Origin of the sequence: Streptomyces europaeiscabiei (genome assembly GCF_001550375.1) — a bacterium.
Taxonomy (GTDB): Bacteria; Actinomycetota; Actinomycetes; order Streptomycetales; family Streptomycetaceae; genus Streptomyces; species Streptomyces europaeiscabiei.
Window position 1 is genome coordinate 1 of sequence record NZ_LRTR01000628.1, and the last position, 25,889, is coordinate 25,889.

Here is a 25,889-nt window from a genome sequence, read left to right on the forward strand (position 1 = left end):
ACATCGACGTGTACGCCGGGTCCACGGCAACGATCGACAGGCCGTGTTCGGACGCCATGGACACGAGCCGGGCCTTGAGCTTGCCGGTGGGGATGCCGGAGATGAGCTGCCGGAAGCGCTTACGTCTGCCGTGCTTCTCGCGGGTCTTCTCGGCGGCGAAGTCCAGGTTCTCCAGGCCGATGGCTTTGGCGCCGCACCGGTCGGCCCAGTGCAGCAACCGGCTGATGGCGTGCCGGACCTGGGCGTCACGGTGGTCTGCGCTGCCGGACAGGTCGTAGAAGAACCGTTTGGGGTCGCCGACCGGGTTGCCGTGCCGGTCGAGCCGGTAGGCGGCGAAGTGGTCGGCGTTGGTGTCCACGCCGACCATGCCCTCGGACCGCGCCGTCTGAAGCGGGATCGTCTGGACAACGGGCCGTGTCCACGACGCTGTCAGGTACCAGCGGCCCCGCTCCACGTCCAGGTGGATACGGTAGGCCACGGCCCGGTTGTCTTCGATCCGGTCGCGCCACTCGGCTCCCCGGTGCTGGAACTGCACGCGGGTGGCGAGGACGTACCGGCCGTGCTTGCTGTTGGCCAAGTGGGCGAGGGGGGCGGGCAGTTTGATGCTGACCTCGCCATCCGGCGTGACGCGGATGGTCTCGTTGCCGAAGCGTTTGCCGGACTCGCCGTCGGCGGCGAGGAACCACCGTTCGGCTTCCCACCGCTCACGCCACTGCTCGGCGGTGAGCTGGGCGGATTCGAGGCTGTGACGGTTGTTGATCAGGCGCCGGCCGCCGCGCGCGACGTGCACGACACCGGCCTCACGCTCAGCGCGGGCCACGTCCAGGCGGTGTTCCAGGGTCGTCAGACGGCGGGATTTCTGGAACCACTCGCCCCGACTGCGGTATCCGCCGGGTGCCTGCTTGGTGCCCTTCTCCCCGATCGGCTGGGAGAGGCGGTGCATCAGCGTCCGCACACCGGCCTCAAGCCCTTGGATGTGGGCGAGCTGACAGCGGCGGGACAGCGCCCACTGATCGTGAGTGGCCTTCGTGATCGAACCGGCCCACCGGGACGAGGAGTCGGCCGTCAGGCCCTGCTTCCGGGCGGCCCACGTGTCGCTGTTGTGGTCCAGGCCGTCAGCGCAGCGGTTCTTGAGGTCCAGCGAGGCGAGGCGTCCGAGGTGTTCACCGACCAGCCGCAACACCTTGTCGTCCACGTCGGTGAGGTGCTTGAGGCGGTCGCGTATCGCCACCCCGGACGGCCCGAGCGCGACGAACGGCGCGTCGATGGTGCGGAGCTGCTTCTTCTTCGGCTCACTCATCGGCAGCCGCCGCTTCGAGAGCCTTCCTCGCCCGGTTCTTCGCCGACCGACGGCCGTACAGACGGGCGCAGAACGACGTCAGCACCTCCACCATGTCTCGGACCAGGTCGTCTTCGACTTCGCCGTCATCGAGGACGACGAGTCGGCGACCAGTCGCGGACAGGGCGGCCTCGATCAGCTCCACGTTCATCCGGCCGAGGCGGTCTTTGTGCTCGACCACGACCGTGGTCACCGCCGGGTCGGCCAGCAGCCGCCTCGCCTTCGCGCGGCAGCCGTTCATGCCCGAGGCGATCTCGGATTCGATCCGCACGACCTTCTGCCCGGCCTTCGCCGCCCATGCCAACAGGCGAGCGGTCTGCCGCTCCAGGTCCGGCTTCTGATCGTGCGAGGAGACACGGGCATACAGACCTACACCACCGGTCACGGAGGGTGAGGTGTTCGCGTCGATGTTCACCAGGATCGTGCGCGGTCCCACGCGTTCCGCAGGTACCGGCAATGTGCCCTCACGGAACCAGCGATACGCGGTACGCGGGGCAATCCCCTGCGCGCGTGCCCATTCCGTCAGGTTCATGCGCAAGATCGTATGACACTCGTGACACCTAAAGCACACTCATCGACACTTACGCGAGAGCAGTTTCTGACCCCTGACCACATGACCTGGTCAGGGTCCGTTCATGTGTGGTGGGTGTGGGATGTGAACCCACGGCCGCGTCGCCGCGACGACGTTCTCAAGATCGGCGGAGGCTTCACTCGACGGACCCGGCCATCGCTGGACGGCGGACCAGAGCCCGGTCAGACCTCGTTGATACGCCAGGCGATCATGCCTGTCGCGCCGGGCTTTCCCTGAACATCCAATCGGAGAGACTCCTTGGCCGCGAAGCGTTGGAGGACCACGGTCCCGTCGCAGGCAACCAGCTTCCGAGAACCCGCGGCGGCCGGGGTGAAGACGATCTCCGCGTCCCCCTTGCCGGCGCATACGACAGCCACCTCGTACGTGACGTCTTCGGCCAAGCCAGGCTGCGTGTGGGCTCCGTCGGAGACCCGCTCGACGCCGGACTCGACCATCGAGCCACCCTGGTCCGTGACGGCGTCAAGGGCCGACCGGACCTCAGCCGTGAGTTTCTTCTCGGACTCCGGCTCGGTGCTGCGACGGGTAGCGGTCGGTGAGGCAGTGGGATCGGATGCGGAGTTGTTGTCAGACGTGCAGGACGTCAGCAGGAGTGCCTGCGCCAGGACGCAGCCGACGAGCCACGCGGGCCGGGGCCGCATCAAGAGGCGCTCCAGAATTTCGATCCGGTCTGCTTGGTGGAAAGCGTCGCCATGCCGCTGCCGCTGCCGCTGCCGCTGCCGCTGCCGCTGCCGCTGCCGCTGCCGCTGCCTAGCAACGTCGCCCCGCCACAACCGTTCCCCTTACGCCGGTACTTCTCCCACAAGACACCTTGCAGCCCCACGAACCATAGTGCGCCACCGCCTCGGTCCACCTCCGCGACCGACGCGTGGTCGCGCGGCCCTGCGGAGCGTCTGGTCGGAGTTCAGGACGCGGTGGAGTCCGATGGCGGGCGCGGGCAGCCGAAGCCGTGTTCCGAGAGGACGAACCAGTTGCCCTCCGGATCCCCTTGCGGCCGGAGGGGGGTGCCGCCACGCCATGTCACGGTCCACCGCGGTGCGGCCGTGTCGGTGTGCCGGCCCGGCCGTAGCTGCCCAGTTCGGTCGCGTCCGGTCCGGTCCGGTCCGGACGGCTCGGCTCAGTCGGCTCGGCTCGGCTCCGGACGGCTCGGCTCCGGCCGCGTCTCACAGTTCGCACGAGCCGCTGTCGATGCGAAGGTACCGGCCCCTGGCCCAGCGGCAGAGCCGGATGCCGACGACGATGCCGACGATCGTGACCAGTGCGGGCAGGTAACCGCCGGCCACCTGGATGATCGGGATCGCCGGGCAGCCACCGGAGATCGCCCAGCCGGTGCCGAACAGTACCGCGCCGGGGATCACTCCGGCGTGTATGCGCCCCGGGGTGCGACGGACGCGCAGCAGCGCGAACACGCACACGATGATCACGACTGCTCCGGCGAACGACAGGAGCATCCGCAGGTCCTGGAAGGTGAACATGCGGTTCAGTTCCGTGTAGTCACCGAAGCCGATGCTGGTGACCGTGAAGCCGAGCACCAAGCCGGTGATGATGTTGGCCAGCAGGACTCCGCCCCTGGTACGCATCAGATCACCTTCCACAGCAGGAACGACACGGCGACGGCGGTCCCGAAGAACGTCGCCGTCGCCACGATGCTGACCGGGTCGCGCCGACCACAGCCGTTGAGCCCGTGGCCGGAGCTGCAACCACCGGCCAGTCGGGTACCGAAGCCGACCAGCACGCCTCCCGTGAACAGCAGGACGACCATGGCGACCGGGTCGGCCGTGACCAGGTTCCGGAACCCCGGTCCCATGTCGAGGCGGAGGTGGAACCGCCCGGAGACGAGGGAAGCGATCAGCCCGCCGAGGAAAATCGATATCAGCAGGGCGGCCTGGGTGGCCAACGGGGCCGGGCGCTGACGCGTGACCGCTGTCGTCGAGGCCGCCGACGGTTCGACGGGCGGGCCCGACGACGGTTCCCCATGCGACTCATGCCGTAGGGCTTGCTCGGCCGGGAGGGTGGCGAAATGGTCGGCGCTGGCCTTGACGAGCGCGGCGGTGAGAGCGCGTTCGTCCGCGAACTCCTCCTCCGTCCGCTCCAGTTCGCGTTCGCGGCGCCAGTGCAGCACGCGGTCCCAGGCGCCCGAGACGCCGAAGGACCGGTCAGTGGCGAGGGTGTAGCCGACGGTCAGCGCGGCAAGCCCGAGGGCCCCCGCCCACCAGGGCCAGTAGGTACTCATGCGGAGCCTCTCATCCACCTGACGAACCGGCTCCAGCCACCCTCGGGGCCAGACTCCCGTGAGCCGGGCCGGCCGCCGGCGTCGGATGACTGTTGAACGGAGGTGGTGTGGGTGGTGGGGGTGGTGGGGGTGGACGGATCGGAGGGGGCCTCGTCGGTACCCGTGAAGTCGATGTAGCTCGCCGTTTTTCCGTTGGGCAGCAGGGTGATCGGCACGCCCTCGCCGGCGAGCGACGTCCGGTAGCGCGCACAGCCGCGCCACTCGTGTTCGCTGTCGCAGTAGTAGTCCCGCCAGCCCTGCAGACTCGACCTGAGGTAGGGGAAGAGGGGACAACTGGTCGCGTGCAAGCAGCTCACGCGTTCTCCTTTCCGACGTGAACTGCCCATACGCGGGGGGTAGTTGTCGTCGGCACTAGCTGTTCGTGCCTGTCGCACAGTCACCGAGCCTGCGAAGTCAAGCACTGGTGAACCGGCACGGGCAACGGACGCCCGGCATTACTGAGGAGACTCGCGTTCGGCGGTTCGGGCGAGGATTCCGAGCGTGACGGGCAGTGCACGCACACGCGGCTGTGCCCGAGGGTGCGCCGCACGCTCGCCAAGCCGAGCAACGCACCGAGGACACCGCACGGCTCGCAGCCGCACCCGTCCCAGGCCACTGACCGGTCGTCAGCGGCCTGGGAGCCTCTCAACCGTCATGCCGCTCTCGAATCATCGGACGTATAGCTACGCTGTCGCCGGCTCGGTGTCCTTCCGGGTCGAGTCCGTCGGCTCCCTGGGCACCAGCGTCATCCGGGCGCTGCTCAACGCCTCCCGCACCACGAGGTGGCCGTAAGAAGTTTTCGGATCAAGGCAACCTTTGCGAAGCCTGTGACCACAAGGAGTCGGATCCGGCCATTCCGAGGCGTGGATCCGCCTTCGTCTGGTGAACGGCATGCAAGGAGAACACCTCCCGATGAACAACCCCACGACCGGCGGGCGCCGCGGGCGTCACCGCCGTCGCTGGACCGCGACCGGTCTACTGCTCGGCGCGCCCGCCCTCGTCGTGCCGTATCTCCTGTTCGCGCAGGAGGACTCGCAGGCCGCGACGGTCGACGGCGATGCCTACTACCGGCTGGTTTCCGTGCAGAGCGGCAAGGTGCTGGACGTCAACAGCTTCTCCACCGCCGACGGCACCCGTATTCAGCAGTGGACCGACCAGAACACCGCCAACCAGCAGTGGAAGCTGAAGCCCGCCGGCGGCGGCTACTACGAGCTGGTGAACCGCAACAGCGGCAAGGTGCTGGGGATAGCGGGCGATTCGACCGCCGACAAGGCCACAGCCGAGCAGCAGACCGACAGCTCCTCCACCTCCCAGGAGTGGCGGATCGACGATGTGAGCGGTTCCGACGCCGTCACCTTCACCTCCCGCAGGAGCGGCCGGGTCCTGGACGTCTCCGGAGGTTCCACGGCCAACGGCGCGGCGGTCATCCAGTATCACGCCAAGGGCAGCACCAACCAGCAGTGGAAGCTGGTGAGAACGGCCGAGCCCAAGGCGGCCGGATCCGGCAAGGAGCAGACCACGGCCGCGGCCGGACCGTATGTGTGGAACAACGCCCAGGTGGTGGGCGGCGGTTACGTCACCGGGCTGGTCTTCAACCCGCGCGAGAAGGGCCTGTTGTACGCGCGCACCGACATGGGCGGCGCCTACCGCTGGGACACCGCGGCCGAGCAGTGGATCCCGCTGACCGACTGGGTCGACGAGAAGGACTGGAACCTGCTGGGCATCGATTCGCTGGCCACGGACCCCGTCGACCCCGACCGGTTCTACGCCGCGGCGGGCACCTACACCAACGGCTGGGCGGGCAACGCCGAGTTGCTGCGCTCCACGGACCGGGGCCGCACCTTCAAGCGCACCGCGCTGCCGTTCAAGCTGGGCGCCAACGAACACGGCCGCGGGGCCGGCGAGCGGCTGGCGATCAACCCGGCGGACAACGGCACCCTGCTCCTGGGCACCCGCAAGAACGGCCTGTGGCGCAGCACCGACCACGGCGTGACATGGAGTCAGGTCTCCTCGTTCCCCGTCAAGGACGGGGCGAGCAGCGGCGCGGGCATCGCCTTCGTGACGTACGGCTCGGCCGGCAGCAAGACGGTCTACGTCGGCGTCGCCGACAAGTCCACCTCCCTGTACCGCTCCACCGACGGCGGCAGCACCTGGCAGGCCGTCTCCGGGCAGCCCACCGGCGAGATGCCGCAGCACGGAGTGGTCTCCGGCGACGGCTCGCTGTACCTGGCGTACGCCAACTCCATCGGCGACGCGACGGCGGGTTCGGTGTGGAAGTACACGCCGGGCGGCGGGGCGTGGAAGGACGTCTCCCCGTCCCAGGGCAACTACGGGTTCTCCGGTCTGGCCGTCGACCCGCAGAAGCCGTCCACGGTGATGGTCGCCACCCTCCACCGCTGGTGGCCCCAGGACGAGTTGTACCGGACCACCGACGGTGGCACGACCTGGAAGGCACAGGCCGCGAAGTCGGAGCGGGACGCCTCCGGCGCGCCCTACGTCGGTACCGGCATCGGGCACTGGATGACCGCCCTCGCCATCGACCCCTTCAACTCCGGGCACGTGCTGTACGGCACCGGCAGCGGCATCTGGCGCAGCAAGGACGCGGGCGCCACCGACAACGGCGGCACCAGCCACTGGACCGTGGGGTCCCAAGGGCTGGAGGAGACCGCCCTGTTCGACGCGATCGCCCCGCCGGGCGGCGCCACCGTCATCTCCGCCATGGGTGACCTGGGCGGTTTCCGCCACGACTCCTTGACGAAGGTGCCCGCCGGGCGGCTGGACAACCCGATGATGATCACCAGCACCGACATCGACTTCGCCCAGTCCAACCCCTCGGCGATGGTCCGCGTCGGCCGTGGCGGCGCGCAGGACGGCGCCTACTCCACCGACGGCGGCAGCAGCTGGAACGGCTTCAAGTCGGAGCCGGTGGGCGACGCCGACAGCGGCCAGGTCGCGCTCGCCGCGGACGGCTCCGCCATCGTCTGGACGCAGTCCGGTCAGGCCCCGTACCGCTCGACCGACAAGGGGGCGAGCTGGTCGAAGGTCGGCGGCCTGGGCACCGGCGCCGTGGTCGTCGCCGACCGCTCCTCGGCCGAGACCTTCTACTCACTGCACGGCGGCAAGCTCTACGCCAGCACCGACGGCGGCGCGACCTTCTCCGCCCGCGCCACCAACCTGCCCGACGGCGAGCTCACGGCCGTCCCCGGCATCACCGGAGACCTGTGGATCTCCGGCGGCGGCAAGGGGCTGCTGCACTCCACCGACGGCGGCCGCACCTTCACCACACTCACCACGGTGAAGTCCGCCTCCGCCCTCGGCTTCGGCAAGGCCGCACCCGGCGCCTCCTACCAGGCCCTGTACCTGATCGGTACCGTCAAGGACGTCACCGGAGTCTTCCGCTCCACCGACAAGGGCGCCACCTGGCTCCGCGTCAACGACGACGCCCACCAGTGGGGCAGCATCGGCGGCGTCGGCGTCATCACCGGCGACCCCGACACCTTCGGGCGCGTGTACGTCGGCACCAACGGACGCGGCCTCCAGTACGGCAACCCGTCCTGATCCCAACGCCGAGCGGGGCCGCGGGCACAACGGTCTGCGGCCCCGCCATGGCTACGGGACCTCGCTCCGTCCCGCATCCGTCAGGGCGGCCCGGGGTTCGGATTCCGTGACACCCCAAAACGCCCCGCGCGACTCCTTCGCCCGCGAACCGGGAGATCCGCGAACACCGCCTCGGCGCTGACGCCCGTCGAGACGAAGCCACGAACGGCTCGGCAGTCGGCGACCCCTCTTGCCGCTCACCGTCGGAGGGCCGGCAGATCAGCGCCACCTTCTTTGAGGGTTGCCCGGCGGTGACGCCCCGCCCACCCTCCCTCACTGTTCGAAGTCGATTACTTCACTGTCGAACGCGCGAAAATCTATGTCGGTCAGAGTAGACATTGGGTGGTGCTGTGGTTATGGTTTCTCTCGTAGCCCAGAGAGACAGAAGGGCCTGGCAGACACGAACTGCCGGGCAGCGGTACGTAGTTGCAGTTCGCAGGACGGTGCGGTGGTGGAGTTCCGAAGCCATGGTTGTCGCAGGACGGCGACGGGGCTGACGACCGGACCGGGTGGCCCGCAGTGATCAGGGGCCGCCGCGAGTAGGGCCGCGGTCGACGCGGTGGCAGTACCCGTAGGTGCAGTGCGCAGTACCCAGCAGTGAAGTCAGTGGGCAGTACCTCGGTGAAGGCGTCGGCTGCGGGCGCGCGCACCGGGAGGTTCGGCAGTGGGGTTCCAAGCCAGAGCAGATGCAGGACGGGCGACGGGGCTGGCTGCCGAAGAGTGGCGCTGTCACAGGCCACCGAGCAGTACGCATCACCAGCAGTACGCAGTAGAGCAGTAACCGCAGTTGCAGTTCCCCGCTTGAAGAAGCAGTTGATCACCGAGGGAAGAACGGAGGAGCCGAGCGCCATCAGGATCGCCCGGGCGGAAGTGCTGAGTCCGGGTACCGCAGGACATCGATAGTGAGGTGGTCTCCGGTCGAGCAACCGCGATCCCAGCATCCCCGACAGCGTTTCGGTCGGGTGTGCGGAAACCTAGGGCCGGCGTAGTACCAGGGCCGGCAGATGGTGTAGCAGTTCCTTCGGGGCCCCGGAGCCGTACGGCACCGGGGCCCCTCCATGCGCGCCCCGGAGTGAAACCCCGCGTCCGGCGGACAGCTCCGCGGGACGCCCTCGATCGAACGGGTCGACGGCGGTCAGCGTCGCGCGCTCCAGCATCCGAGGTGCCCCGCCTACCGGCCCGGACCACCCCGCCTGTCGGCAAGGATCGGTCAGGGGCACTGGTACGTGAGGTCGGTGGTGACCGTGCGGTTTGCGGGGGAAAGGATGCGCAGTTCGACCCGTGCCGCGTAACGGCCTTTGCCCTGGAAGGTCCACAGCAGGTGCAGACGTGCCTGTCTCTGGCCCTTGACCACCACTTCGCGCAGCGTGCCGGAGGCGGTGCCGTCGCTTCGGATCCAGCGGTACGAGAGCGTGCCCGGTCGGCCGTTCGTGGCGATGAGACCGACTATCTCCGCTGTGTCACCGCATCCCAGAACCGTCGGCCTGGCCGTGACCGCCGCCGTGTGCACCGCGACGGAGGGGCCGAGCCGCTGCCAGGCGAGGAGGGCCAGGACGGAGATCAGTACCAGCGCGGGCAGAGCATGCCGGCGCAGACGTCGGCGGCGTGGGGGCACCAGGGGCGGCGGCACCGCGGGCAGCGTCCTGTGGGTTCGGTGCGCGAGGGCGGCTGTCACTCCCGGGCCGAAACGCAGCATCGTGCCTTCGGCGCGATCCGGCGGCGTCGGCGGGATCTCCGCGGAGAACGGCCCGAGGAGGGTGGCGTCCGGCTCGGGTCTCTGGATCCAGTGGCTGGCCAGCACGGTGGCGCTGTACTCGGCGTCGGTGGAGCGGGGTTCGTCGCTCGGGGCGAGTCCGTCGCTCGGGACGTGTTCGTCGCTCGGGACGTGTTCGTCGTTCCGGGCGTGTTCGTCGGTGGGGGCGAGCACCTGGGTGGGCTCACCGTCCTCCGCGTCGTCAAGCACCCGAGTGGGCTCACCGTCCTCCACGGGGGCGAGCACCGAGGTGGGCTCACCGTGCTCCTCGTGGTCAAGCACCCAGGTGGCCTCCTGGTCCTCGGCGGACGCGCGAGTGCGGTCGTTCTGCGCGGTCATCGGATGTCACACCGTCTGGTCAGGAGCTGCTGCGAGGCGCCGCCGTCGGCGGAGGCCGGACTCGTCGTGGCCCGCACCGACCAGTAGCAGCCGTTGCTCTGGAAGGTGTGGTCGACGGTGAGCGTGTACTGGGTGGCGCCGCTGCGTTCCAGCGTCTGGACCGCACCGTCCGGGGTGCCGAGTTGTCCGCCGGTGTCGCCCGTGGACCACGAGACCGTGAGGGAGAGCGGCCCGGTGCCGTCCGTGATGATGTCGATCGTCGTCGTGGCGGTCGTCGGACCCGTCTGCCGGAAGCCCGACACCGTGACGTCCTTGACGGCGGGAGCGGCCGGAGCGGCCGGAGAGCTGGGGGAAGCGGTCGTCGGCGTCGCTTCGGGGGTCGTCTCACCGGGCGTCGTCGTCTCCGGGGCCGAAGCCGTGGTGGGGGACGCCGAGGGCTCCCCGGTGCCGGCGGTCCCCGTGGCCGAGGCCGACGGGCTGGGCGACACGGTGGGCGTCGGAGGCGGCGGGGACGAGTCGGTCGTCGCGGTCGGAGCGGTGGGCCCTCCCGACTCCCCACCGGGCTGGGCGCTGGTGGTGGCCAGGGCCTGCGCCGCCTGCTGTGGAGCCACCCCGGGGGTGTGCTGGATGCCGTAGGTCAGGAACGCGCCCAGCAGCACGGCCGCACCGGAGACCAGCATCCCCGGCCGGCCGGGCCGCCACGACCGCGCCCAGCCGTGACCCGGGTCCCGGGTCAGTACCGTGCGTGCGGTGTCCGTGGTGGTCCGTGGGCCACCGCGGGCGGAAGGCAGCAGCAGGGGCAGCAGGGCCACCAGCGCGGCGAGCCGACCGCGGCCGCGTTCCTCCCAGTCGGGCCCGTAGGCGGCGCCGGCGGCCGTCTCCAGGTCCCTGACGAACGCCTCGGCGTGCGTGGGCCGTTCGTGCGGGTCCTTGGCCAGACCGCGCCGCACCAGGTCCCGCACCGCCTCGGGGACCTCCTCGGCGGGGACGGGCGCATCGGCGTGCTGCAGCGCGAGTTCGGCGAGGTTGTCGCCCGGGTACGGCTTGTGGCCCGTGAGGCACTCGAAGAACGTGGCCGTGGCCGCGTACACGTCGGCGGCCGGAGAGGCCGGCGCGCCGGTCCACTGCTCCGGGGCCATGTAGGAAGGGGTTCCCGCCGCTCCGGCGCTGGTGCCGACGTCCGCCGCGATCCCGAAGTCGACGAGCTTGGACGCCCCGTCCGGCATGACCAGGACGTTCGCCGGTTTGTAGTCGCGGTGGACGACGCCGATACGGTGCGCGTCGGCCAGACCGAGCAACGAGCCCTTCAGGACCACGAGGGCGGCCTCGGGATCGAGCGGGCCCCGGCCGGTCAACAGGGCCCGCAACGAGACACCGTCCACCAGCTCCATCACGATGGCGGCGCCGTCCGGGCTCTCGACGTACTCGTACAGCCCGGCGACGTACGGGCTCTCCAGGCCGCCCAGCAGGCGCGCCTCCGCCCTGAAGTCGCGTACGAAGCCGGGCCGGGTACGCAGTGATTCGCTGAGGTACTTCATCGCGACCGGGACGCCGGTCTCCTGGTGCACGGCAAGGACGACCCGCCCGCTCGCCCCTGATCCGAGCTCCGACGCCTCGGTGTATCCGGGCACCGCCCATGCGTTCATTCCAGCCCCCAAGGCTGCAGTGCTGCCGGAACCTCATTCGCCCCGCAGCTTCGGACCACGCACCCAGAGACACACTTTTCAGCCACCGCGGTTGCAGTGCGGGCAGACAGTGGGTGGAGTGCGCACAGCCGCGCCATCGCCGCCGCGCTCAGCGCGAAGGAGATCGAATCTCGCCATCGTCCAGCACTTCGGGTCCCCTGGGTTCGGTCTCACGACGCGAGTGATGGGCACGACGGAAGTGATGGGCATGGCGGGAGGTGGCGCCGCATACCGGGGTGTACGACGCATCACGGCAGGGGGCCGGGTCGTGGCCCGTACGCCCGCTCCCTAGGCGCTGCGCGGAGGAGCGGTCGATGTGCGGAGGCCGCGGCGGTGGCTCAGCCACAGGACGGCTGCCGCGTAGAGGGAGACCAGGGGGACGTCGACGGCCAGCAGCATCCAGTTCATGTCGGCGGCCGTCTCGTCGGTTTCGAGGCCGCCCGTGATCGCCGACAGCATGCCCATGGGGAGGAGGTTGTTGAGGACGTGCAGCGCGATAGCCGCTTCGAGACCGCCCGTGCGGATGGTCAGCAGGCCTGTGATGAGGCCGAACACCACCAGGTCGGCGAATCCCCACGGGGTCCCCCAGCCGTGCGCCGCGGCGAAGAGCACCGCCTGCGGTGTGACCACGATCCACGGTGAGCGGCACCAGGCTCCGACGGCCTGCGACAGCCAGCCGCGGAACACGTACTCCTCGGCCGCGGCCTGGAACGGCACGAGCAGGCATACGGCCGCGAGGCCGAGCAGGAACGGCGACAGGCCGGCCCACGTCGGTTCCGGCGAGCTGCCCCCGGGTTCGGGCAGGAGCATGGAGATGCCCAGGGTGGCCGCGGCCACGGGCAGGGCCACCACGAGGCACAGCCCCAGCCAGCGCCACCGCAGCGCGCCCGCCACCGACGAGACGGTCCCCAGCGGGCGGCGCTGCACCCATCGCGCGGCCAGCGCCACCACCGGAATGGTGAGGGCGAGGGACAGCAGCGCCAGGGCGGTGTCGCCGATGCCGCCCCAGAGGAGGTTGCCGTCGGCGTCGCGGGGACGGTCGAGGACCGCACCGGCGATCTCGCTGCCGACGAGCACCGCCACCGTGACGAGGACCGCTCCGACCAGCACCACACCGGTACCCAGCAGCGGCCGCCACCACCGGTGATCGCCGGTCGCCAGGGCCAGCCGGTGGTACGGGAGCGGCTCCGCAGGCGGTGTGGCGGCCGGGTACCGGGGTAGGCCCGGAAACTGGTGCGGCCCGTCGGTGGTGTGCGTCGTCATGTGACGAGCATCCCGGCGATGGACGGCCGTGACGTCAGCCGTGGGGACGATCAATGTCTCCGACGCGGGGCAGACACCGTCCCGGCAGACACGATCCCGCGAAACACCGTCCCGGCAGCGGCCGTGGCCGGTTCACCCGCCGGTGTGCTCGGCGAGCGTGTGCGCCACGAGCGCGTTGGCGTGGCCGTGACCGAGGCCGTGTTCGCTCTTCAGCCAGGAGACGAGTTCCATGTGCTTGGTGAGTGGCGAGGCCCGGATCAGGTCCTTCCACTCCGCTATCGGACGGCCGTACTTCTTCTCGATCGAAGGGAAGTAGCCGGCGGGGCCCTTCACAGGTTCGGTCATGTCGGTCGCGTCCTTTCCCTCGGCCGGCCGAATGGTCAGCCGGACGACGCACGTCGGCGTGTGTTGTCGGTCATGACCGGCGCGGGCCGCGGATGTCATCGGCCTCCAGAAGTGATCCGGGTCACTCGGCAGCGGAGCCCGCAGCGCCTGCTCGACAGACGAGGCGGGTCCTGCGCGGTCGTACGGCTACTTGAGCTCGTCGTCGGTGTAGAGGTCGCTCGCGGCCAGGATGTACTCGTAGTTGCTCTTGTCGACGCTGATCGGCTGCAGCAGGTAGGCGGGCACGGCCTTGACGCCGTTCTTGTACGCCCGTCTGTTGTTCAGCTCCGGTGTCTCGCCGTTGAGGATGTCGTCGGCCATGTTCGCGGCGACCTCGGCGAGTTGGCGGAGGTCCTTGAAGACGGTCTGCGACTGCTCACCCGCGATGATCGACTTCACCGAGGCCAGTTCGGCGTCCTGGCCGGTGATGACCGGGAGGGGCTTGCCCGCGGTCCCGTAACCGACCGCCTTCAGCGCGGTCAGGACGCCGATGGAGATGCCGTCGTACGGCGACAGGACCGCGTCGACCCGCTTGCTCCCGTACGACTCGGCGAGGACCCCGGTCATGCGCTTCTGCGCGGTGGGCCCGTCCCAGCGCAGGGTGGTGATCCGGTCGAGCTCGGTCTGGCCGGACGGGACGACCAACTGCTTGTTGTCCAGGTACGGCTGCAGCAGGTGCATCGCGCCGTCGAAGAAGAACTTGGTGTTGTTGTCGTCGGGAGAGCCGGCGAACAGTTCGATGTTGAACGGGCCCTTGCCGTCCTCCAGGCCGAGCTTCTCGATGATGTGGCGGGCCTGGAGCCGGCCGACCTGCTCGTTGTCGAAGGAGACGTAGTAGTCGACGTTCTTGGTGCCGAGGATGAGACGGTCGTAGGAGATCACGGGAATGTCCGCGGCGGCGGCCTGTTCGAGCGCGCCGTTCAGCGACTTGTTGTCGATGGCCGCGACGATCAGTGCGTCGACGTCCTGCTTGATCAGTTTCTCGATCTGCGAGACCTGGGTCCGCGGGTTGTCCTCGCCGTAGAGCAGCTCGGTCTTGTACCCCTTGGCCTGGAGGTCCTCGACAACGCTCTTGCCGTCGGTGAGCCAGCGCTCGGAGGCCCGGGTCGGCATGGCGATGCCGATGGTGCCGCGTTCGGGGGTGCTCTCGCTGCTCTGGCCGCCACAGGCGGACACCGTGAGGGCGAGGGAGACCCCTCCGGCGAGGGCGGCAAGGGCGGCTCTACGGTTGGGCATGGTGATCGTTCCCTGTTCTTGTCGTCGTCGAGACGGACCGAAAGTCAGGTGGAGCGGTGCGAGCCGCGGAGGTCCGCCCGGCGACCCCGTGAATCCGTCCTGCGACCTCGCGGGTCCGCACAGCGGCGTCGCGGCTCCGCACGGCGGCGTCATGGGTCCGCACGGCGGCGTCATGGGTCCGCACAGGGTTCGCCGAGGTCGTCGGCGGGCCCGGTGCACCCGCCTCAGCGGTGCCGAGCGGCCGACGGACCTCGCTGGGATCATCGCGAATCAGGTCGCCCGGCACGTCGCTCGAGCCGGTGCCCCAACGCCTGGGCGTCCCGGGCCCCGTCGGCTGCCGTGATCCCGCTGCCGGTGTGCACCTGGGCATGGGTCAGGCTGCGCCACGGCGTTCCGGCCACGTGTGTGCTGACTCCGTTGCTACGCAGGGCACTCGCCTTTCCCGTCGTTCGAAATCTCGTCACATGGTCGGAAGGTTGGCGAGACTGGCGAGACGATAGGAGCGGATGTGCAAGGTGTCAACGGAACGCACACAAACGCTTCCAGAAAGCTGCCAGAAATCCCTTTCCCCGAGCCGCTGTTGTCAGGTTCCGTTCGAGATGTCGGCCTTCGGGAGCCCTGCCTTCAGGGTCGCGGGCCGCTGGCGGCCTACGACGGAGAGCAGTTGCGGCTCGCTGTGGCGTCCGTGTCGGGTCGGATGGTCGGGACGACGAGGAACTGGGCCCGGTCCCGGTGAAGATGACCTGGCCCTCGACGTGGATGCACCCGAGTTCGGGGGCGGACCGACTTGCTCTCGTCGTGGCGCGGGGCACACTCCTGCCGCTCCCGGACGCCGACGAACTCGGGTCCACGGTAAGGGAGTTCGGTGACCACACGGGCGACAACGCGGGCGGCTCCGGGGGGGCGCCGCCGGAGGCAGGCGCGCCCCGCAGACGTGCCCCGCAGACGTGCCGCCCCGGATGCGGGCGTGGTGCTCGCGGCCCTCCGGGGGCGGTACAGGCGCTCGGCCGGGTCCGTGAACCAGCGGTAGTGGGCGCGCTGCGGGCGGGCCCGGTGTGCCGTATGTCCGGTCGCCCCGCAGCGCGGTGGCGCGCATGCCCGGGTGACGCAAGGCGGCGCGTCGACGAACCGCCGTCCACAGCCGACGTGTTGCCGTGTCACGGCGGTGCCACAGCGGTGTCCTGAAGGGAAGACGGGCGTGACCCGCGGGTTCCGGGGCTCCTCATAGTCGGCACAGAGCGGGAACCGGCGGGAGCGTCGCCGGACCCTGCTGCCCCCGCCCCGGAAGGAACCTCCCGTGATCAACCGCCACCTGCGCAAGGCCGTCGTCGTCACCGCCGCGATCACCGCCGGACTGCTGATGACGGCGTGCCAGAACGGCGCCGACGGCAGTGCGTCCGGCAAGGGCGGCACGGATGCGGCGGCGGTCGCGGAGAAGGCGTCAAACTCCAAGAACTCGAAGGGCGTCAGCGGCTCGTTCAAGAACGGGAAGGTCACCTATCTCGCACCGGGCAAGTACATCGTGTCCGTGCCGGGCAAGAACGACCAGCAGTTCTGGGTCGCCGACGACACCGAGGTCTACGGCGTCGGCACGATATGCGGCGAGGCGGGGTCCAAGGTGGACGCGCCGTGCACGCTGGATCAGCTGGAGTCGGCCGTCAAGAAGGCCGCCGTGAGCGCCGACGTGGAGCTGAAGAACGGTGTCGCGACCCTGGTGACCGAGCGGCGTGCCGCTCAGCAGGACAGCGGCTCCGGGTCCGGCAGCGGCTCCGACAGTGACTCCGGCTCCGGCTCCGGCAGTGGTTCCGGCACGGGCAGTGGTTCCGACTCCGACTCCCGCGAGACCGTCATCGAGGGCGTCGACAAGGGCAAGGGTGTCAACGGAACCTGGTTCGGCAACGTCTCCTACCTGGCGCCGGGGAAGTACACGGTCTCCGACATGAAGGGCGTCGAGCAGCAGTTCCTCGTCGCCGAGGACACCGAGATCTGGGGCTACGGCGACATCTGCGGCGACACGAACACCGACGAGGGCGGCCAGGGCGGCACCGAGTGCACCGAGGCCGAGCTGGAGGCGGCCGCCAGGAAGGGCTTCAGCGCCGAGGTCGTGATCAGCAACGGCATCGCGACCACCATCCGCGACGACCACTGAGCCAGAGCGGCCTGAGCGGCGGCCCGGTCGCCATGCGGAGGCCAGGGGTCGCGGGGGTGGCGGGGGTGGCAGGGGTGGCGGGGATGGTGAGGGCGGGATGATGGTCGTCATGCGCATCCGCATCGACGCCGTCGACCTGCCCGGCCTCACCCGTCCCGCCTCCGCCGACGGCCGAGTCCCCGCGTACGGCAACCTCCACGTCGCCGTACAACGCCGCGACCGCCCGGCCGAACTCCTCGAACCACAGCCCGGCGACGCGCCGTCCGCGACCTGGACCCTGGAGTGCACCACGAGCACCTCGCCGACCGGCATCGAGGTCAGGGGCCCCTACGTGCAGGACCGTCTGGGCCGGCGGTTCGTCTACCTGTCGTGGGGCACGGTCGACGAGTCGGGCACCTTCACGATGTTCCGCCGCGCCAAGCTCATGCTCGACGCCGTCCCCGCCGACGTACTCGCCGCCGCCGCACGCGACGGGCTGCTGGTCGGACGCCTCGGCCTGACCGACGCGCAGGGCGGGCCCCTGTGCGCACGCGTCGAGCCCCCGCACATCACCTGGACCGCAGAGCGCGTCGGGTAGCCCAGGAACACGGGCGTCTGCGCGGATCAATATCTGTATCCGTGAAGTGAGAAATAGGTGGGGTGCGCGACGAGTATTCCTCGACCGCCGACCGGAGCGGAAATATTGATCACTCAGGGCCGATCCCGCCGTGCTAATGTCGTTACCAGTTGCAGGTGTGGTTGCCAGAAGGTTCATTTTCCGACGGGTTAATCAGCACGGCGACGCGGAATCCGCACACGGCGAATTTCGCACCTCGTCTCCGAAGGAGAATTGACATGGCTACTGGCACCGTGAAGTGGTTCAACGCGGAAAAGGGCTTCGGCTTCATCGAGCAGGACGGCGGCGGCCCCGACGTCTTCGCCCACTACTCGAACATCGCCACCCAGGGCTTCCGCGAGCTGCAGGAAGGCCAGAAGGTGTCCTTCGACATCGCGCAGGGCCAGAAGGGCCCGACGGCCGAGAACATCGTTCCCGCCTGACGCTCGCCGCAACGCATACTTGACAGCTGGGGCCCGCACCTTGAGGTGCGGGCCCCAGTTTTTTGCATTGCAGGACGCGTGACGGGACGGCCCCACCACGCCACCGAGCGGTGACATGTCCCCTGTCAATTCCGTCAATCATGCCAAGCGGAGTCGGCGGCCGTCATTCTCCGGGTCGTTCTCTCGATTCTCTGCGCCGTTCATTTTCGCGGCGGAAATTCCTTTGCCGCGCGCCTACGCGCCTACGCGCCCGCATGCCCGCGCCGCATGCCCGCGCCCCGCGACATACGCCCGCGCCCACGCCCGGTGAAGTCCGACATCCGGGCCCGGCCGCACCAGCCCGGTCGGGAGTCGGTCGCCCGGTCGGTCCGGCCGGGCGACCGGACCGCCGTCCGTGACGGCCTCACCTCACCCGTTGCCCCTGGTCACAGGCTATCTGCGCCCCCAGAAGACTGAAATCTGCTTTTGGCAGAGTAGACATTGGGCGACACGGCGGTTAGTCTTTGGCTCGTTGAGAAGGTTTGGCGACCCGGCAGACACGAACTGGCGGGGTTGCAGTACATGAACAGGACGGAGGAGCAGACGCCATCAGGATCGCCCGGCCCGAGGGGCACTCGGCCCGGGTACCGCAAGACCCCGGATTGGAAGGTGGTCCCCGGTCACGCAGCCGCGATCCCCGCACCCCCCTTCTGCAGGGCTGGTAGCGGAAACAGAAGGTCGGCAGAGCACAAGAGCCGACAGATGGTGTTGAATTTCCTTCGGGGCCTTGGTGCCGTACGGCGCCAGGGCCCCTCGACGCGTTGTACAACGAGGTGACATGACAGCAGAAATCCCCCTCAGTAATCGTCTGGACGACGACGACTACCCCGCCTACACGATGGGGCGGGCCGCCGAGATGCTCGGCGCCACCCCGGCCTTCCTCCGAGCCATCGGTGAGGCTCGTCTGATCACTCCGCTGCGCTCGGAGGGCGGACACCGCCGGTACTCCCGCTACCAGCTGCGGATCGCCGCGCGCGCCCGCGAGCTCGTCGACAGGGGCACCCCGATCGATGCCGCCTGCCGCATCGTCATCCTCGAGGACCAGCTCGAGGAAGCTCAGCGCATCAACGCCGAGTACCGCCGCCGTGCCGGGCACGAGGCGTCCGACAGCTCAGTGGCCGGTTCCGGCTGAAGGTCACGGCCGGTAGGCGGCGCGGTTGTGGTAGGTGACCTTTCCGGCGGGCAGCTTGGCCGGAGCGAAGAGCTGGTCGACGGTCACGAAGTGGAAGCCTCGGGCCTTGAGAGCCTTGATGATGCCCGGCACCGCGTCGACCGTCGTCTTGTGGATGTCGTGCATGAGGACGATGTCGCCCGGCCTGGTCTCCGCGTTGACGTACTTGACGAGCCGCGCGGAGTCGCGGTACTTCCAGTCGAGGGTGTCGACGCTCCAGTGCACCAGCGGACGCCCGGCGGCCGAGCGAACAGCCGCGTTGTGGGCGCCGTAAGGGGCGCGGACGGTGGTGGGCTTCTTGCCGGTCGCCTGCTTGATCACCGTGTCCGTGCGGGAGAACTGTGACTTGATCTTCGTGGCGCTGAGCTTGGTCAGATCGGCGTGGTCCCAGCTGTGGTTGCCTATCTGATGGTCGGCGAGCGCCGCGGCGCGCACCGTCGACGGGTTCTTCTGGACGTTCGTGCCGACGGCATAGAAGGTCGCTCTGACGTCACGGTCGTTCAGGATTCCCAGCAGCCTCTGGGTGTCCTTGACCGGCCCGTCGTCGAAGGTGAGGGCGACACACTTCACCTTGCGGCAGTCGACGGCCTGAGGGGCGGCGGAAGCGGACGTGGCAGTGCCGGCCAGCGTGGTGGCGCAAAGCGCTGCGGTGATGGCCGAGATGACGAGGCGTCGTTGCATCGAATCCTCCGGTGGCGGTGAACTTCCCGTACGAGCAGCGGACTTGTCTGTAAGACGCACTCGACGTGGGCTGGGATGTACGCCAGGCGGAGCCGGATCGGGTCAGCCTTCGGCAGTACGGCGCGTCGGGCGGGCAGGACGAGCCCACGCGGGCCGTGCAGGCGATCCCCGGGGCGCACTCGTGGTCCGCGCAGGCGGCGGCGCACTCATGGTCCGCGCACCGGCCCTTGCAGTGGCCTCCTGCGCGACGTCGCCGCCGCGGACGCCGTAGCCGGTCGGGAAGCAGCACTCGGGGCACCGGAGTTCGGTGTATCGGGCGCCCGGTCCCGGCCCGGGATGACGTACCGCCCGTCGACGACCACCTTGTGCCCGGCGGCCGGCTCCCCCACGGGTCCGGCGGACACCTCGGAGTACGGGCCGTACGGGCCCGGTTACCGGTGCGACTCGGGCCGAGGACGCGCCGGCCGAGGACTGCGAGCGCGAGAACAGTACGCGCGCCCTCAGCGGCCGCGCGGCTGAGGGCGCCTCGGACCTTCGAACCGCTTCGTGCGCTCCAGGAGTACGCCCGTGTCCGGCTGCCGGAGGTCATCGACGACGTGGCCGTCGGCGAGGAAGACCACCCGGTCCGCATAGGCCGCGGCGCCCGGCTCAGGCCCTGCACGGAGAACAGGATCGGGCGCGCGGCGACTTGCACTGATCCCCCGGACGGGGAGAAGGCAGCCTGGGTAGGCGACCCACATCGCCGCCTACCCGTACTCGCCGCCCCGGAACGGCTGATTGTCGTCTTCGTCGTCTGTCAGTGAACCGCTCACGTTACGAGAGGAGGAAGTGGCCCGGCTCGTGGCGGAAGGGCCGACCAACTCCGAGATCGGTGCGGAGCTGTTCATCACGGCGGGCACGGTCAAGACCCAAACCGCGTGGGCATCGCCGCTGGCTCTGGGAGTCCGGCTTGACGGCTCGGGCATGGGTTCCGTCGCCATGGAGGGGGCCCGGGTCTGCCGAACGGCCGATACCGCCGTCCTTCTGCCCCGCGACACCATGGGCATCATGCCGAGACCGTCAGGAAGCCACGTTTCGGACGCAACAACTGCCGCCCGTCACACGGGAGTCGGCTCTGCTTGGGCAGCGCGCCGCAGCAACAACGAGGGCGTCAGCACGAGGCCCGTCCGTCCGGCCCCAGCTCGCCCGAGCCCATCCCCTCGATCTCCGGCACGGACGCCTTCCACCGGATAGCGGGCCCGAGGCCGGCGAGCAGTGCTCCGACTCCGCCCCGGCACATGGTGTCCCGCGGCGCTTCCCGTACGCCGTCCGGACGAGCGCCGTCCGCTCCCCAATACGGTGTCACGGCCGGCCTGGAGAAGTCCTGGACGGTGGCGAGAAGCTGAGCCTGAAACGTGCCTCCCATCGTCTCCACGACACAAGAAGAGGCGAGGGCGACCGCGGGCAGCAGGGCCGGCGTCATGATCTTCTTCACGTCACCCCAATGCCCCCACGACCTCGGGCAACCGAGCACCGGGCACCGGGCACCGGGCACCGCCCACCCTCAGGTCCCGCCCACCCTCCCCACCGACTCGCACTGGACCGCTCCGGCCGCTTGACTACGCTGGACGAGAGTCACACAAAGTGGAGTAAGATCGGGCAATTTTCTCAAAGAACCCTAAGGAACCGAAAATGGGTCTCGGTGTCGGCCTTTCGGCCGTGAAGCGAAGGTCCCTCAGCCGGGCGAGTGCGGCGGCCGTGGTCGCCGTCGGCCTGGTCCTGACCGGGGCATGTGGCGACAGCGGAGGCAGCGGGGGCGGGGGTGACAGCCTCACCGTCGGCGTGCTGCTCCCGGGTGGCGGAGCCTCACGCTTCGGACAGTTCGACCGGCCCCTGATAGAGAAGAAGCTGAAGGAGCTGTGCCCGGACTGCCCGGCGGCGACCGTCGCCGCCACGGCCGAGCCCGCGGTCCAGCGGCAGCAGCTCGACGCCATGATCACCCAGGGTGTGGACGTGCTGATCGTCGCCGCCGTCGACGCCAAGGCGCTGCGCTCGTCGGTCGAGTCCGCGGACCGGGCCGGTATCCCGGTCGTCGCCTATGACCGGCTCGCCCAGGGGCCCATCTCCGGTTACGTCACCTTCGACGGGGAGACCGTCGGCAGGCTGCAGGGCGAGGCGCTCCTCAAGGCCATGGGCGACAAGGCGGACGGCGGCCAGATCGTCATGATGAACGGCGCCACGACCGACCCCAACGCCGACTGGTACAAGCGCGGCGCGCTCTCCGTCCTGGAGGACAAGGTGAGGATCGGCAAGTCGTACGACACCGTCGGATGGCGGCCGGAGAACGCCTACGTCAACATGAGCGGCGCCATCTCCGCCCTGGGCGCGGACAACATCGACGGTGTCCTGGCAGCCAACGACAGCCTCGCCGGCGCCGTGGTCTCCGCCCTCAACGCCAGCGCGGTGCGGCCGCTGCCCCCGATCACCGGACAGGACGCCGACCTCGCGGCCGTGCAGCGCATCGTCCAGGGCAGCCAGTACATGACCATCTACAAGCCGTTCAAGCCCGCGGCCGACGCCGCCGTCGAGATGGCGGTCGCCCTGGGGCGCGACGAGAGCATCGACACCATCGCCACCGGCACCCTCGACAGCCCCACCGACAAGGACATCCCGGCGGTCCTGCTCCCGTCGGTCTCGGTGACGGCCGGCAACATCGAGGAGACTCTGGTCAAGGACGGTATGTACACCATCGACCAGATATGCACCCCGAAACTCCGGCCCGCCTGCGACAAGGCCGGACTCACCCCATGATCGCCCCATGAGCCTCATCCGGGAGGTGGCCCCGTGGTTCAGCCTCTGCTGGCGTTGCGCGGTGTGTCCAAACGCTTCGCCGCCGTCCAGGCGCTGGTGGACGTCGAACTGGAGATCAGGGCCGGGGAGGTGGTCGCCCTGGTGGGCGACAACGCCGCCGGGAAGTCCACCCTGGTCAAGGTGATCTCAGGGGTCGGTCCCGCCGACAGGGGCGTCATCGAGTGGGAGGGCGCCGCGGTCCAGATCCGGCGGCCCCAGGACGCGCAGCTCCTCGGGATCGCGGCCGTCTACCAGGACCTCGCGATGTGCGGAAACCTCGACGTCGTCGGCAACCTCTTTCTCGGCCGGGAGATCCACCGGTTCGGCGTCCTCGACGAGGTGGAGATGGAGCGCCGGACCCGCGAGCTGCTGCGCACCCTCTCCATCCGCATCCCCGACGTGCGCGTACCGGTCGCCACCCTGTCCGGCGGACAGCGCCAGGTCGTCGCGATCACCCGCTCGTTCGTCAGCGCGCCCAGGCTCCTCCTGCTCGACGAGCCCACCGCCTCCCTGGGCCTGGAACAGACCAACCAGCTCCTCGACCTCATCGAGGAACTGCGCGACCGGGGCACCGGGGTCCTCCTCATCAGCCACAACATGGGGGACATCAAGGCCGTCGCCGACCGGATCGCCGTCCTGCGCCTCGGCCGCAACAACGGCTTCTTCAACGTGAGCACCACCTCGCAGGAGCAGATCATCTCCTCCATCACCGGCGCGGTGGACAACACCGCCAACCAGCGCCCCACCGACCCGGAGGAGACGTGGCCGTGAGATGGAGGGGGAGGCGAGAGAAGGTCGAGGAGACGGGGAGCCCGCAGGCGCACGGACAGCGGTGGTACGGCGAGCGTGCCCGCGCGTACGCCCACGCCGCGCGCCGCAGAGTGCACGAGGGTGAGCTGGGCCCGGCGCCGGCCCTCCTCGCTCTCGCCGTGACCTGGATCGTCTTCCAGAGCCTCAACGAGAACTTCCTCTCGCCGCGCAACCTGTCCGTCCTCAGCGTGGAGATCGTGGGGACCGGCATGGTCGCCGTCGGCGTCGTCTTCGTGCTGCTGATCGGCGAGATCGATCTGTCGGTGGGCTCGCTGGCCGGCCTCTCCGGCGCCATGTTCGCGGCGCTGAACGTGAACCACGGCATGCCGGAGGGGCTCGCCGTGCTCGTCGCGGTTTCCTGCGGCGCGGCGGCCGGAGCCGTCCACGGTTTCATCTTCACCCGGATCGGCGTGCCCGCGTTCGTCGTCACCCTCGCCGGTCTGCTGGCCTGGAACGGCCTGATGCTCTATCTGCTGGGACCGGAGAGCTCCATCAGCTTCAGCGACGACGGGCTGGTCGCCGAGCTGACCAGCCGCTCCTTCGGCTCCCCCGCCGTCACCTACGGCCTGGCGGCGCTCGGCCCGGCCGCGTATCTCCTTGTCTGCCTCCGCGACCGGGGCCGCCGCGCCGCCGCCGGGATGCCGTACCGGGCGAGGGGCGGCCTCTGGGTGCGTACGGCCCTGCTCGCGATGGTCGCCTTCGCCACGGTCTACGTACTGGACCGGTTCGAGGGGCTGCCGCTGGCACTGCTGATCTTCCTCTGCGTCATCGTCGCCTCCGACCTCTTCCTGCGCCGCACGGTGTACGGCCGGCAGGTCCTCGCGCTGGGCAGCGGTGTCGAGGCGGCCCGGCGGTCCGGCGTCGACGTGGCGCGCGTACGGGTCGCGGTGTTCGTGGTGTCGGGGACCCTGGCCGCGGTCGGCGGTCTGTTCGTCGCGTCGCGGCTCACCTCGGCGACCCAGGTCCCGGGCTCCGGGATGCTGCTGATCAACGCGATCGCCGCCGCCGTCATCGGGGGCACCAGCCTGTTCGGTGGCCGCGGCTCGACCTGGTCCGCGCTGCTGGGCGTGCTCATCATCCAGTCGATCGCCTCCGGCATGGCGTTGCTGGGGGTCCAGCCCGCGGTCCAGTTCATGATCACCGGTGGGGTGCTGCTCGTCGCGGTGGTCTTCGACTCACTGGCCCACCGCGCGGCGGAGTCCCGCGGACGGACCTGACGGCGTGCGTCCACGAACGCGTCGGCCCGAACGCGAGTACCTCCGCGACCGCACCCTCGAAGGCCACGAGTCCGCCCGTAAGCGCGGCAAGACCATCGACGGCGCGGGCGTCACCGACGACCACATGCTCTCCATGGCCCTCCACCTGCGGGAGCAGGGGATGAGCCTGCGCGACATTGCCGCCCGGCATGTCATCACCACCGGCACGAAGAAGGGCCAGCACCCCTCACCCGCGACCGTCATGCGCATGCTGCGCGAGCACGACGAACAGACCACCGCGCCCATGGCGTCGCAGGCGACCGGCCACCCTCCGCCTCCGGCGAGGGGTCAAGATCATTGCTTGGCGTTCGATCCAGCAGCATTACCGGCGGAACCCCGCAACCCTGCTGTTTCTGCGCCCACCACGGGCACGGCTTCGAGGCCACGCTGATCCAGCAGGGCGCCGTGATCCGGGACGACTCCTCCGTCCTGCAGCAGAACACCAGGCCCGGCGCCTCCGCCTGACCCTCCGCAGCACCGATCGGTGGGCACCGCTCACCGGTGCCCACCGGTCAGGAGGGCCAGAGCCTCGGCCCCACCTCGCCGGTGGCCAGATCGAGCACCCGCCCGGTGAACAGGATCACGGACGAGTCGCCGAACTCCACCTTCGGCAGCCCTCGCCCCTGACGCGCCTCGACCTGGTGCACCAACTCACCCGTTGCCGCGTTGAGCAGGTACTCCGTGCCCCACCTGTTGGCGGCCGTACCGCCCGCGACCACCCCGAGCCGGCCGGGAAAGACGAGCAGCCCCGACATCGACGACCACACTCCGGAAGGCCCGTCGGGCAGCTGCGTGAAGTCGCGCCGCCACACCACCTCCCACGAGCGGTCGAAACAGGTCACCACGTCGTCCTTGCCGGCCGTGAAAACCCTTGACCCGTCCGGTGAGTAGCGCAGCTGCCCGATGGGGGAGCGCAGCGCGAGCCGGACCTCCTCCAGGTCACCGGTGACCAGATCGGTCTGGTACACCCGCCCGTTCAGCTTCTCGGCCGACACCGTGAACCTGTCCCGCAACGGGTCGGTATCACCGCAGAAGAGCCTGAAGTCCTTGGCCGCCCTGGCAACTCGCTCGGGCCCGTCGAGGCGGTAGAGGCAGGGCTTACCGCCGTACGCCTCGATCAGGGCGTGGGTGCCCTTGGCCGAGAAAACCACCCCGTACACCAGATGGTCACGGGTGTGCAGCCGCACCTGCCGCGCATGCACGTCCAGCACCACGAGTTCGGACTTGTTCGTGCCCCGGAACACGCACGGCCGGGTCAGCGCGAGCAGGGTGCCGTCCCGGGAGACGCCCATCGGCTCCCATTGCGCGTACTCCGGATCCGGCAGCACCTCGCCGGAGGCCAGATCGACGGTGGCCAAGGGGCACTTGGCCTGCTCCGGCCCGATCCACAACCGGTTCCCGACCCTGTCCATGATCACGACCTCAAAGTACCGGATGGGCGTTTTGTGGTTCAGGAAGC

The 25,889-nt window shown here is 69.6% G+C and carries 25 protein-coding genes; 10 read left to right on the forward strand and 15 right to left on the reverse strand.

Going from position 1 to position 25,889, the window contains the following annotated elements; translation table 11 throughout:
* From AWZ10_RS30625 to AWZ10_RS55225, 7 genes are all read right to left on the reverse strand, one after another.
* Positions 1 to 1,300: IS200/IS605 family element transposase accessory protein TnpB (locus AWZ10_RS30625; protein WP_060892582.1), on the reverse strand; the 1,300-nt coding region annotated here is incomplete at its 3' end.
* Positions 1,293 to 1,871, reverse strand: coding sequence for an IS607 family transposase (locus AWZ10_RS30630; RefSeq protein WP_060892583.1), 579 nt, complete (start codon positions 1,869 to 1,871; stop codon positions 1,293 to 1,295). The genes AWZ10_RS30625 and AWZ10_RS30630, both read right to left, overlap by 8 nt.
* Before the next feature lie 221 nt (positions 1,872 to 2,092).
* A complete protein-coding gene (locus tag AWZ10_RS30635; protein WP_060892598.1) occupies positions 2,093 to 2,365 on the reverse strand; it encodes a hypothetical protein in 273 nt (90 codons plus the stop codon).
* Positions 2,366 to 2,568: 203 nt separating this feature from the next.
* A complete protein-coding gene (locus tag AWZ10_RS53035) occupies positions 2,569 to 2,751 on the reverse strand; it encodes a hypothetical protein (RefSeq protein ID WP_208618579.1) in 183 nt (60 codons plus the stop codon).
* A 340-nt stretch (positions 2,752 to 3,091) separates the two neighbouring features.
* The gene (locus AWZ10_RS30640; protein WP_060892584.1) at positions 3,092 to 3,508 is read right to left on the reverse strand and encodes a YeeE/YedE thiosulfate transporter family protein; all 417 of its coding nucleotides are present in this window, start codon (positions 3,506 to 3,508) and stop codon (positions 3,092 to 3,094) included.
* Positions 3,508 to 4,161 (reverse strand): YeeE/YedE family protein, encoded by a 654-nt coding sequence (locus AWZ10_RS30645; RefSeq protein WP_060892585.1) that lies wholly within the window; start codon positions 4,159 to 4,161, stop codon positions 3,508 to 3,510. The genes AWZ10_RS30640 and AWZ10_RS30645 overlap by 1 nt, the downstream gene beginning before the upstream one ends.
* A complete protein-coding gene (locus AWZ10_RS55225; protein WP_060892586.1) occupies positions 4,158 to 4,517 on the reverse strand; it encodes a hypothetical protein in 360 nt (119 codons plus the stop codon). Before AWZ10_RS55225 ends, AWZ10_RS30645 begins: the two co-directional genes overlap by 4 nt.
* Positions 4,518 to 5,112: 595 nt before the next feature.
* Here AWZ10_RS55225 and AWZ10_RS30655 point away from each other — a divergent pair.
* Complete coding sequence (locus AWZ10_RS30655) at positions 5,113 to 7,758, forward strand: RICIN domain-containing protein (protein ID WP_046705319.1); 2,646 nt, start codon at positions 5,113 to 5,115, stop codon at positions 7,756 to 7,758.
* A gap of 1,249 nt (positions 7,759 to 9,007) precedes the next feature.
* Here AWZ10_RS30655 and AWZ10_RS30660 read toward each other — a convergent pair.
* The 5 genes from AWZ10_RS30660 to chvE form a co-directional block, all read right to left on the reverse strand.
* Complete coding sequence (locus AWZ10_RS30660; protein ID WP_060892587.1) at positions 9,008 to 9,889, reverse strand: hypothetical protein; 882 nt, start codon at positions 9,887 to 9,889, stop codon at positions 9,008 to 9,010.
* A complete protein-coding gene (locus AWZ10_RS30665; protein ID WP_060892588.1) occupies positions 9,886 to 11,535 on the reverse strand; it encodes a serine/threonine-protein kinase in 1,650 nt (549 codons plus the stop codon). Before AWZ10_RS30665 ends, AWZ10_RS30660 begins: the two co-directional genes overlap by 4 nt.
* A gap of 327 nt (positions 11,536 to 11,862) precedes the next feature.
* Complete coding sequence (locus AWZ10_RS30670; protein WP_079104497.1) at positions 11,863 to 12,837, reverse strand: CPBP family intramembrane glutamic endopeptidase; 975 nt, start codon at positions 12,835 to 12,837, stop codon at positions 11,863 to 11,865.
* A gap of 132 nt (positions 12,838 to 12,969) precedes the next feature.
* Positions 12,970 to 13,182 (reverse strand): DUF4287 domain-containing protein, encoded by a 213-nt coding sequence (locus AWZ10_RS30675; protein WP_046710113.1) that lies wholly within the window; start codon positions 13,180 to 13,182, stop codon positions 12,970 to 12,972.
* A gap of 186 nt (positions 13,183 to 13,368) precedes the next feature.
* Positions 13,369 to 14,457: a multiple monosaccharide ABC transporter substrate-binding protein gene (gene chvE, locus AWZ10_RS30680; protein WP_046710111.1), complete on the reverse strand. Its 1,089-nt coding sequence runs from the start codon at positions 14,455 to 14,457 to the stop codon at positions 13,369 to 13,371.
* A gap of 1,297 nt (positions 14,458 to 15,754) precedes the next feature.
* Here chvE and AWZ10_RS30685 point away from each other — a divergent pair.
* The 4 genes from AWZ10_RS30685 (at position 15,755) to AWZ10_RS30700 (ending at position 18,815) form a co-directional block, all read left to right on the forward strand.
* Positions 15,755 to 16,606, forward strand: a complete 852-nt coding sequence (locus AWZ10_RS30685; RefSeq protein ID WP_234360663.1) for a hypothetical protein — start codon at positions 15,755 to 15,757, stop codon at positions 16,604 to 16,606.
* A 109-nt stretch (positions 16,607 to 16,715) separates the two neighbouring features.
* Positions 16,716 to 17,183, forward strand: a complete 468-nt coding sequence (locus AWZ10_RS30690; protein WP_244172600.1) for a DUF5990 family protein — start codon at positions 16,716 to 16,718, stop codon at positions 17,181 to 17,183.
* A gap of 257 nt (positions 17,184 to 17,440) precedes the next feature.
* Complete coding sequence (locus AWZ10_RS30695) at positions 17,441 to 17,644, forward strand: cold-shock protein (protein ID WP_030600152.1); 204 nt, start codon at positions 17,441 to 17,443, stop codon at positions 17,642 to 17,644.
* Positions 17,645 to 18,461: 817 nt separating this feature from the next.
* The gene (locus AWZ10_RS30700) at positions 18,462 to 18,815 is read left to right on the forward strand and encodes a MerR family transcriptional regulator (RefSeq protein WP_046705840.1); all 354 of its coding nucleotides are present in this window, start codon (positions 18,462 to 18,464) and stop codon (positions 18,813 to 18,815) included.
* Between the two features lie 3 nt (positions 18,816 to 18,818).
* Here AWZ10_RS30700 and AWZ10_RS30705 read toward each other — a convergent pair whose 3' ends face one another.
* Entirely contained in the window at positions 18,819 to 19,535 is a 717-nt protein-coding gene (locus AWZ10_RS30705; protein ID WP_046705839.1) for a polysaccharide deacetylase family protein, read from the reverse strand.
* An 840-nt stretch (positions 19,536 to 20,375) separates the two neighbouring features.
* Here AWZ10_RS30705 and AWZ10_RS55840 point away from each other — a divergent pair.
* Positions 20,376 to 20,768: a hypothetical protein gene (locus AWZ10_RS55840; RefSeq protein WP_425264512.1), complete on the forward strand. Its 393-nt coding sequence runs from the start codon at positions 20,376 to 20,378 to the stop codon at positions 20,766 to 20,768.
* Here AWZ10_RS55840 and AWZ10_RS52530 read toward each other — a convergent pair.
* Positions 20,686 to 21,009, reverse strand: coding sequence for a hypothetical protein (locus AWZ10_RS52530; RefSeq protein ID WP_060892590.1), 324 nt, complete (start codon positions 21,007 to 21,009; stop codon positions 20,686 to 20,688). The two genes, AWZ10_RS55840 and AWZ10_RS52530, sit on opposite strands and share 83 nt — an antisense overlap.
* 197 nt (positions 21,010 to 21,206) lie before the next feature.
* On the opposite strand from AWZ10_RS52530, the gene AWZ10_RS30715 reads away from it, so the two are divergent.
* Genes AWZ10_RS30715 through AWZ10_RS54075 form a run of 4 tightly spaced genes read left to right on the forward strand, consistent with a single transcriptional unit; the run spans position 21,207 to position 24,821 of the window.
* Positions 21,207 to 22,325, forward strand: a complete 1,119-nt coding sequence (locus tag AWZ10_RS30715) for a sugar ABC transporter substrate-binding protein (RefSeq protein WP_046709137.1) — start codon at positions 21,207 to 21,209, stop codon at positions 22,323 to 22,325.
* Positions 22,326 to 22,358: 33 nt separating this feature from the next.
* On the forward strand, positions 22,359 to 23,135 hold the full coding sequence (locus tag AWZ10_RS30720; RefSeq protein ID WP_244172601.1) for an ATP-binding cassette domain-containing protein: 777 nt from the start codon (positions 22,359 to 22,361) through the stop codon (positions 23,133 to 23,135).
* The gene (locus AWZ10_RS30725) at positions 23,126 to 24,391 is read left to right on the forward strand and encodes a sugar ABC transporter permease (protein WP_060892591.1); all 1,266 of its coding nucleotides are present in this window, start codon (positions 23,126 to 23,128) and stop codon (positions 24,389 to 24,391) included. Before AWZ10_RS30720 ends, AWZ10_RS30725 begins: the two co-directional genes overlap by 10 nt.
* A gap of 4 nt (positions 24,392 to 24,395) precedes the next feature.
* The gene (locus tag AWZ10_RS54075; RefSeq protein WP_060892592.1) at positions 24,396 to 24,821 is read left to right on the forward strand and encodes a hypothetical protein; all 426 of its coding nucleotides are present in this window, start codon (positions 24,396 to 24,398) and stop codon (positions 24,819 to 24,821) included.
* Positions 24,822 to 24,942: 121 nt separating this feature from the next.
* Here AWZ10_RS54075 and AWZ10_RS30735 read toward each other — a convergent pair whose 3' ends face one another.
* A complete protein-coding gene (locus tag AWZ10_RS30735) occupies positions 24,943 to 25,842 on the reverse strand; it encodes a WD40 repeat domain-containing protein (RefSeq protein ID WP_159058397.1) in 900 nt (299 codons plus the stop codon).
* Positions 25,843 to 25,889 lie beyond the last annotated feature (47 nt).

Excerpts from the sequence above, each read along its gene's own strand:
- AWZ10_RS30630 (WP_060892583.1), bottom strand. The coding sequence starts at position 1,871 with ATGAACCTGACGGAATGGGCACGCGCGCAGGGGATTGCCCCGCGTACC.
- AWZ10_RS30635 (WP_060892598.1), bottom strand. The coding sequence starts at position 2,365 with ATGGTCGAGTCCGGCGTCGAGCGGGTCTCCGACGGAGCCCACACGCAG.
- AWZ10_RS30640 (WP_060892584.1), bottom strand. The coding sequence starts at position 3,508 with ATGCGTACCAGGGGCGGAGTCCTGCTGGCCAACATCATCACCGGCTTG.
- AWZ10_RS30645 (WP_060892585.1), bottom strand. The coding sequence starts at position 4,161 with ATGAGTACCTACTGGCCCTGGTGGGCGGGGGCCCTCGGGCTTGCCGCG.
- AWZ10_RS30655 (WP_046705319.1), top strand. The coding sequence starts at position 5,113 with ATGAACAACCCCACGACCGGCGGGCGCCGCGGGCGTCACCGCCGTCGC.
- AWZ10_RS30660 (WP_060892587.1), bottom strand. The coding sequence starts at position 9,889 with ATGACCGCGCAGAACGACCGCACTCGCGCGTCCGCCGAGGACCAGGAG.
- AWZ10_RS30665 (WP_060892588.1), bottom strand. The coding sequence starts at position 11,535 with ATGAACGCATGGGCGGTGCCCGGATACACCGAGGCGTCGGAGCTCGGA.
- AWZ10_RS30670 (WP_079104497.1), bottom strand. The coding sequence starts at position 12,837 with ATGACGACGCACACCACCGACGGGCCGCACCAGTTTCCGGGCCTACCC.
- AWZ10_RS30675 (WP_046710113.1), bottom strand. The coding sequence starts at position 13,182 with ATGACCGAACCTGTGAAGGGCCCCGCCGGCTACTTCCCTTCGATCGAG.
- chvE (WP_046710111.1), bottom strand. The coding sequence starts at position 14,457 with ATGCCCAACCGTAGAGCCGCCCTTGCCGCCCTCGCCGGAGGGGTCTCC.
- AWZ10_RS30690 (WP_244172600.1), top strand. The coding sequence starts at position 16,716 with ATGCGCATCCGCATCGACGCCGTCGACCTGCCCGGCCTCACCCGTCCC.
- AWZ10_RS30695 (WP_030600152.1), top strand. The coding sequence starts at position 17,441 with ATGGCTACTGGCACCGTGAAGTGGTTCAACGCGGAAAAGGGCTTCGGC.
- AWZ10_RS30700 (WP_046705840.1), top strand. The coding sequence starts at position 18,462 with ATGACAGCAGAAATCCCCCTCAGTAATCGTCTGGACGACGACGACTAC.
- AWZ10_RS30705 (WP_046705839.1), bottom strand. The coding sequence starts at position 19,535 with ATGCAACGACGCCTCGTCATCTCGGCCATCACCGCAGCGCTTTGCGCC.
- AWZ10_RS30715 (WP_046709137.1), top strand. The coding sequence starts at position 21,207 with ATGGGTCTCGGTGTCGGCCTTTCGGCCGTGAAGCGAAGGTCCCTCAGC.
- AWZ10_RS30735 (WP_159058397.1), bottom strand. The coding sequence starts at position 25,842 with ATGGACAGGGTCGGGAACCGGTTGTGGATCGGGCCGGAGCAGGCCAAG.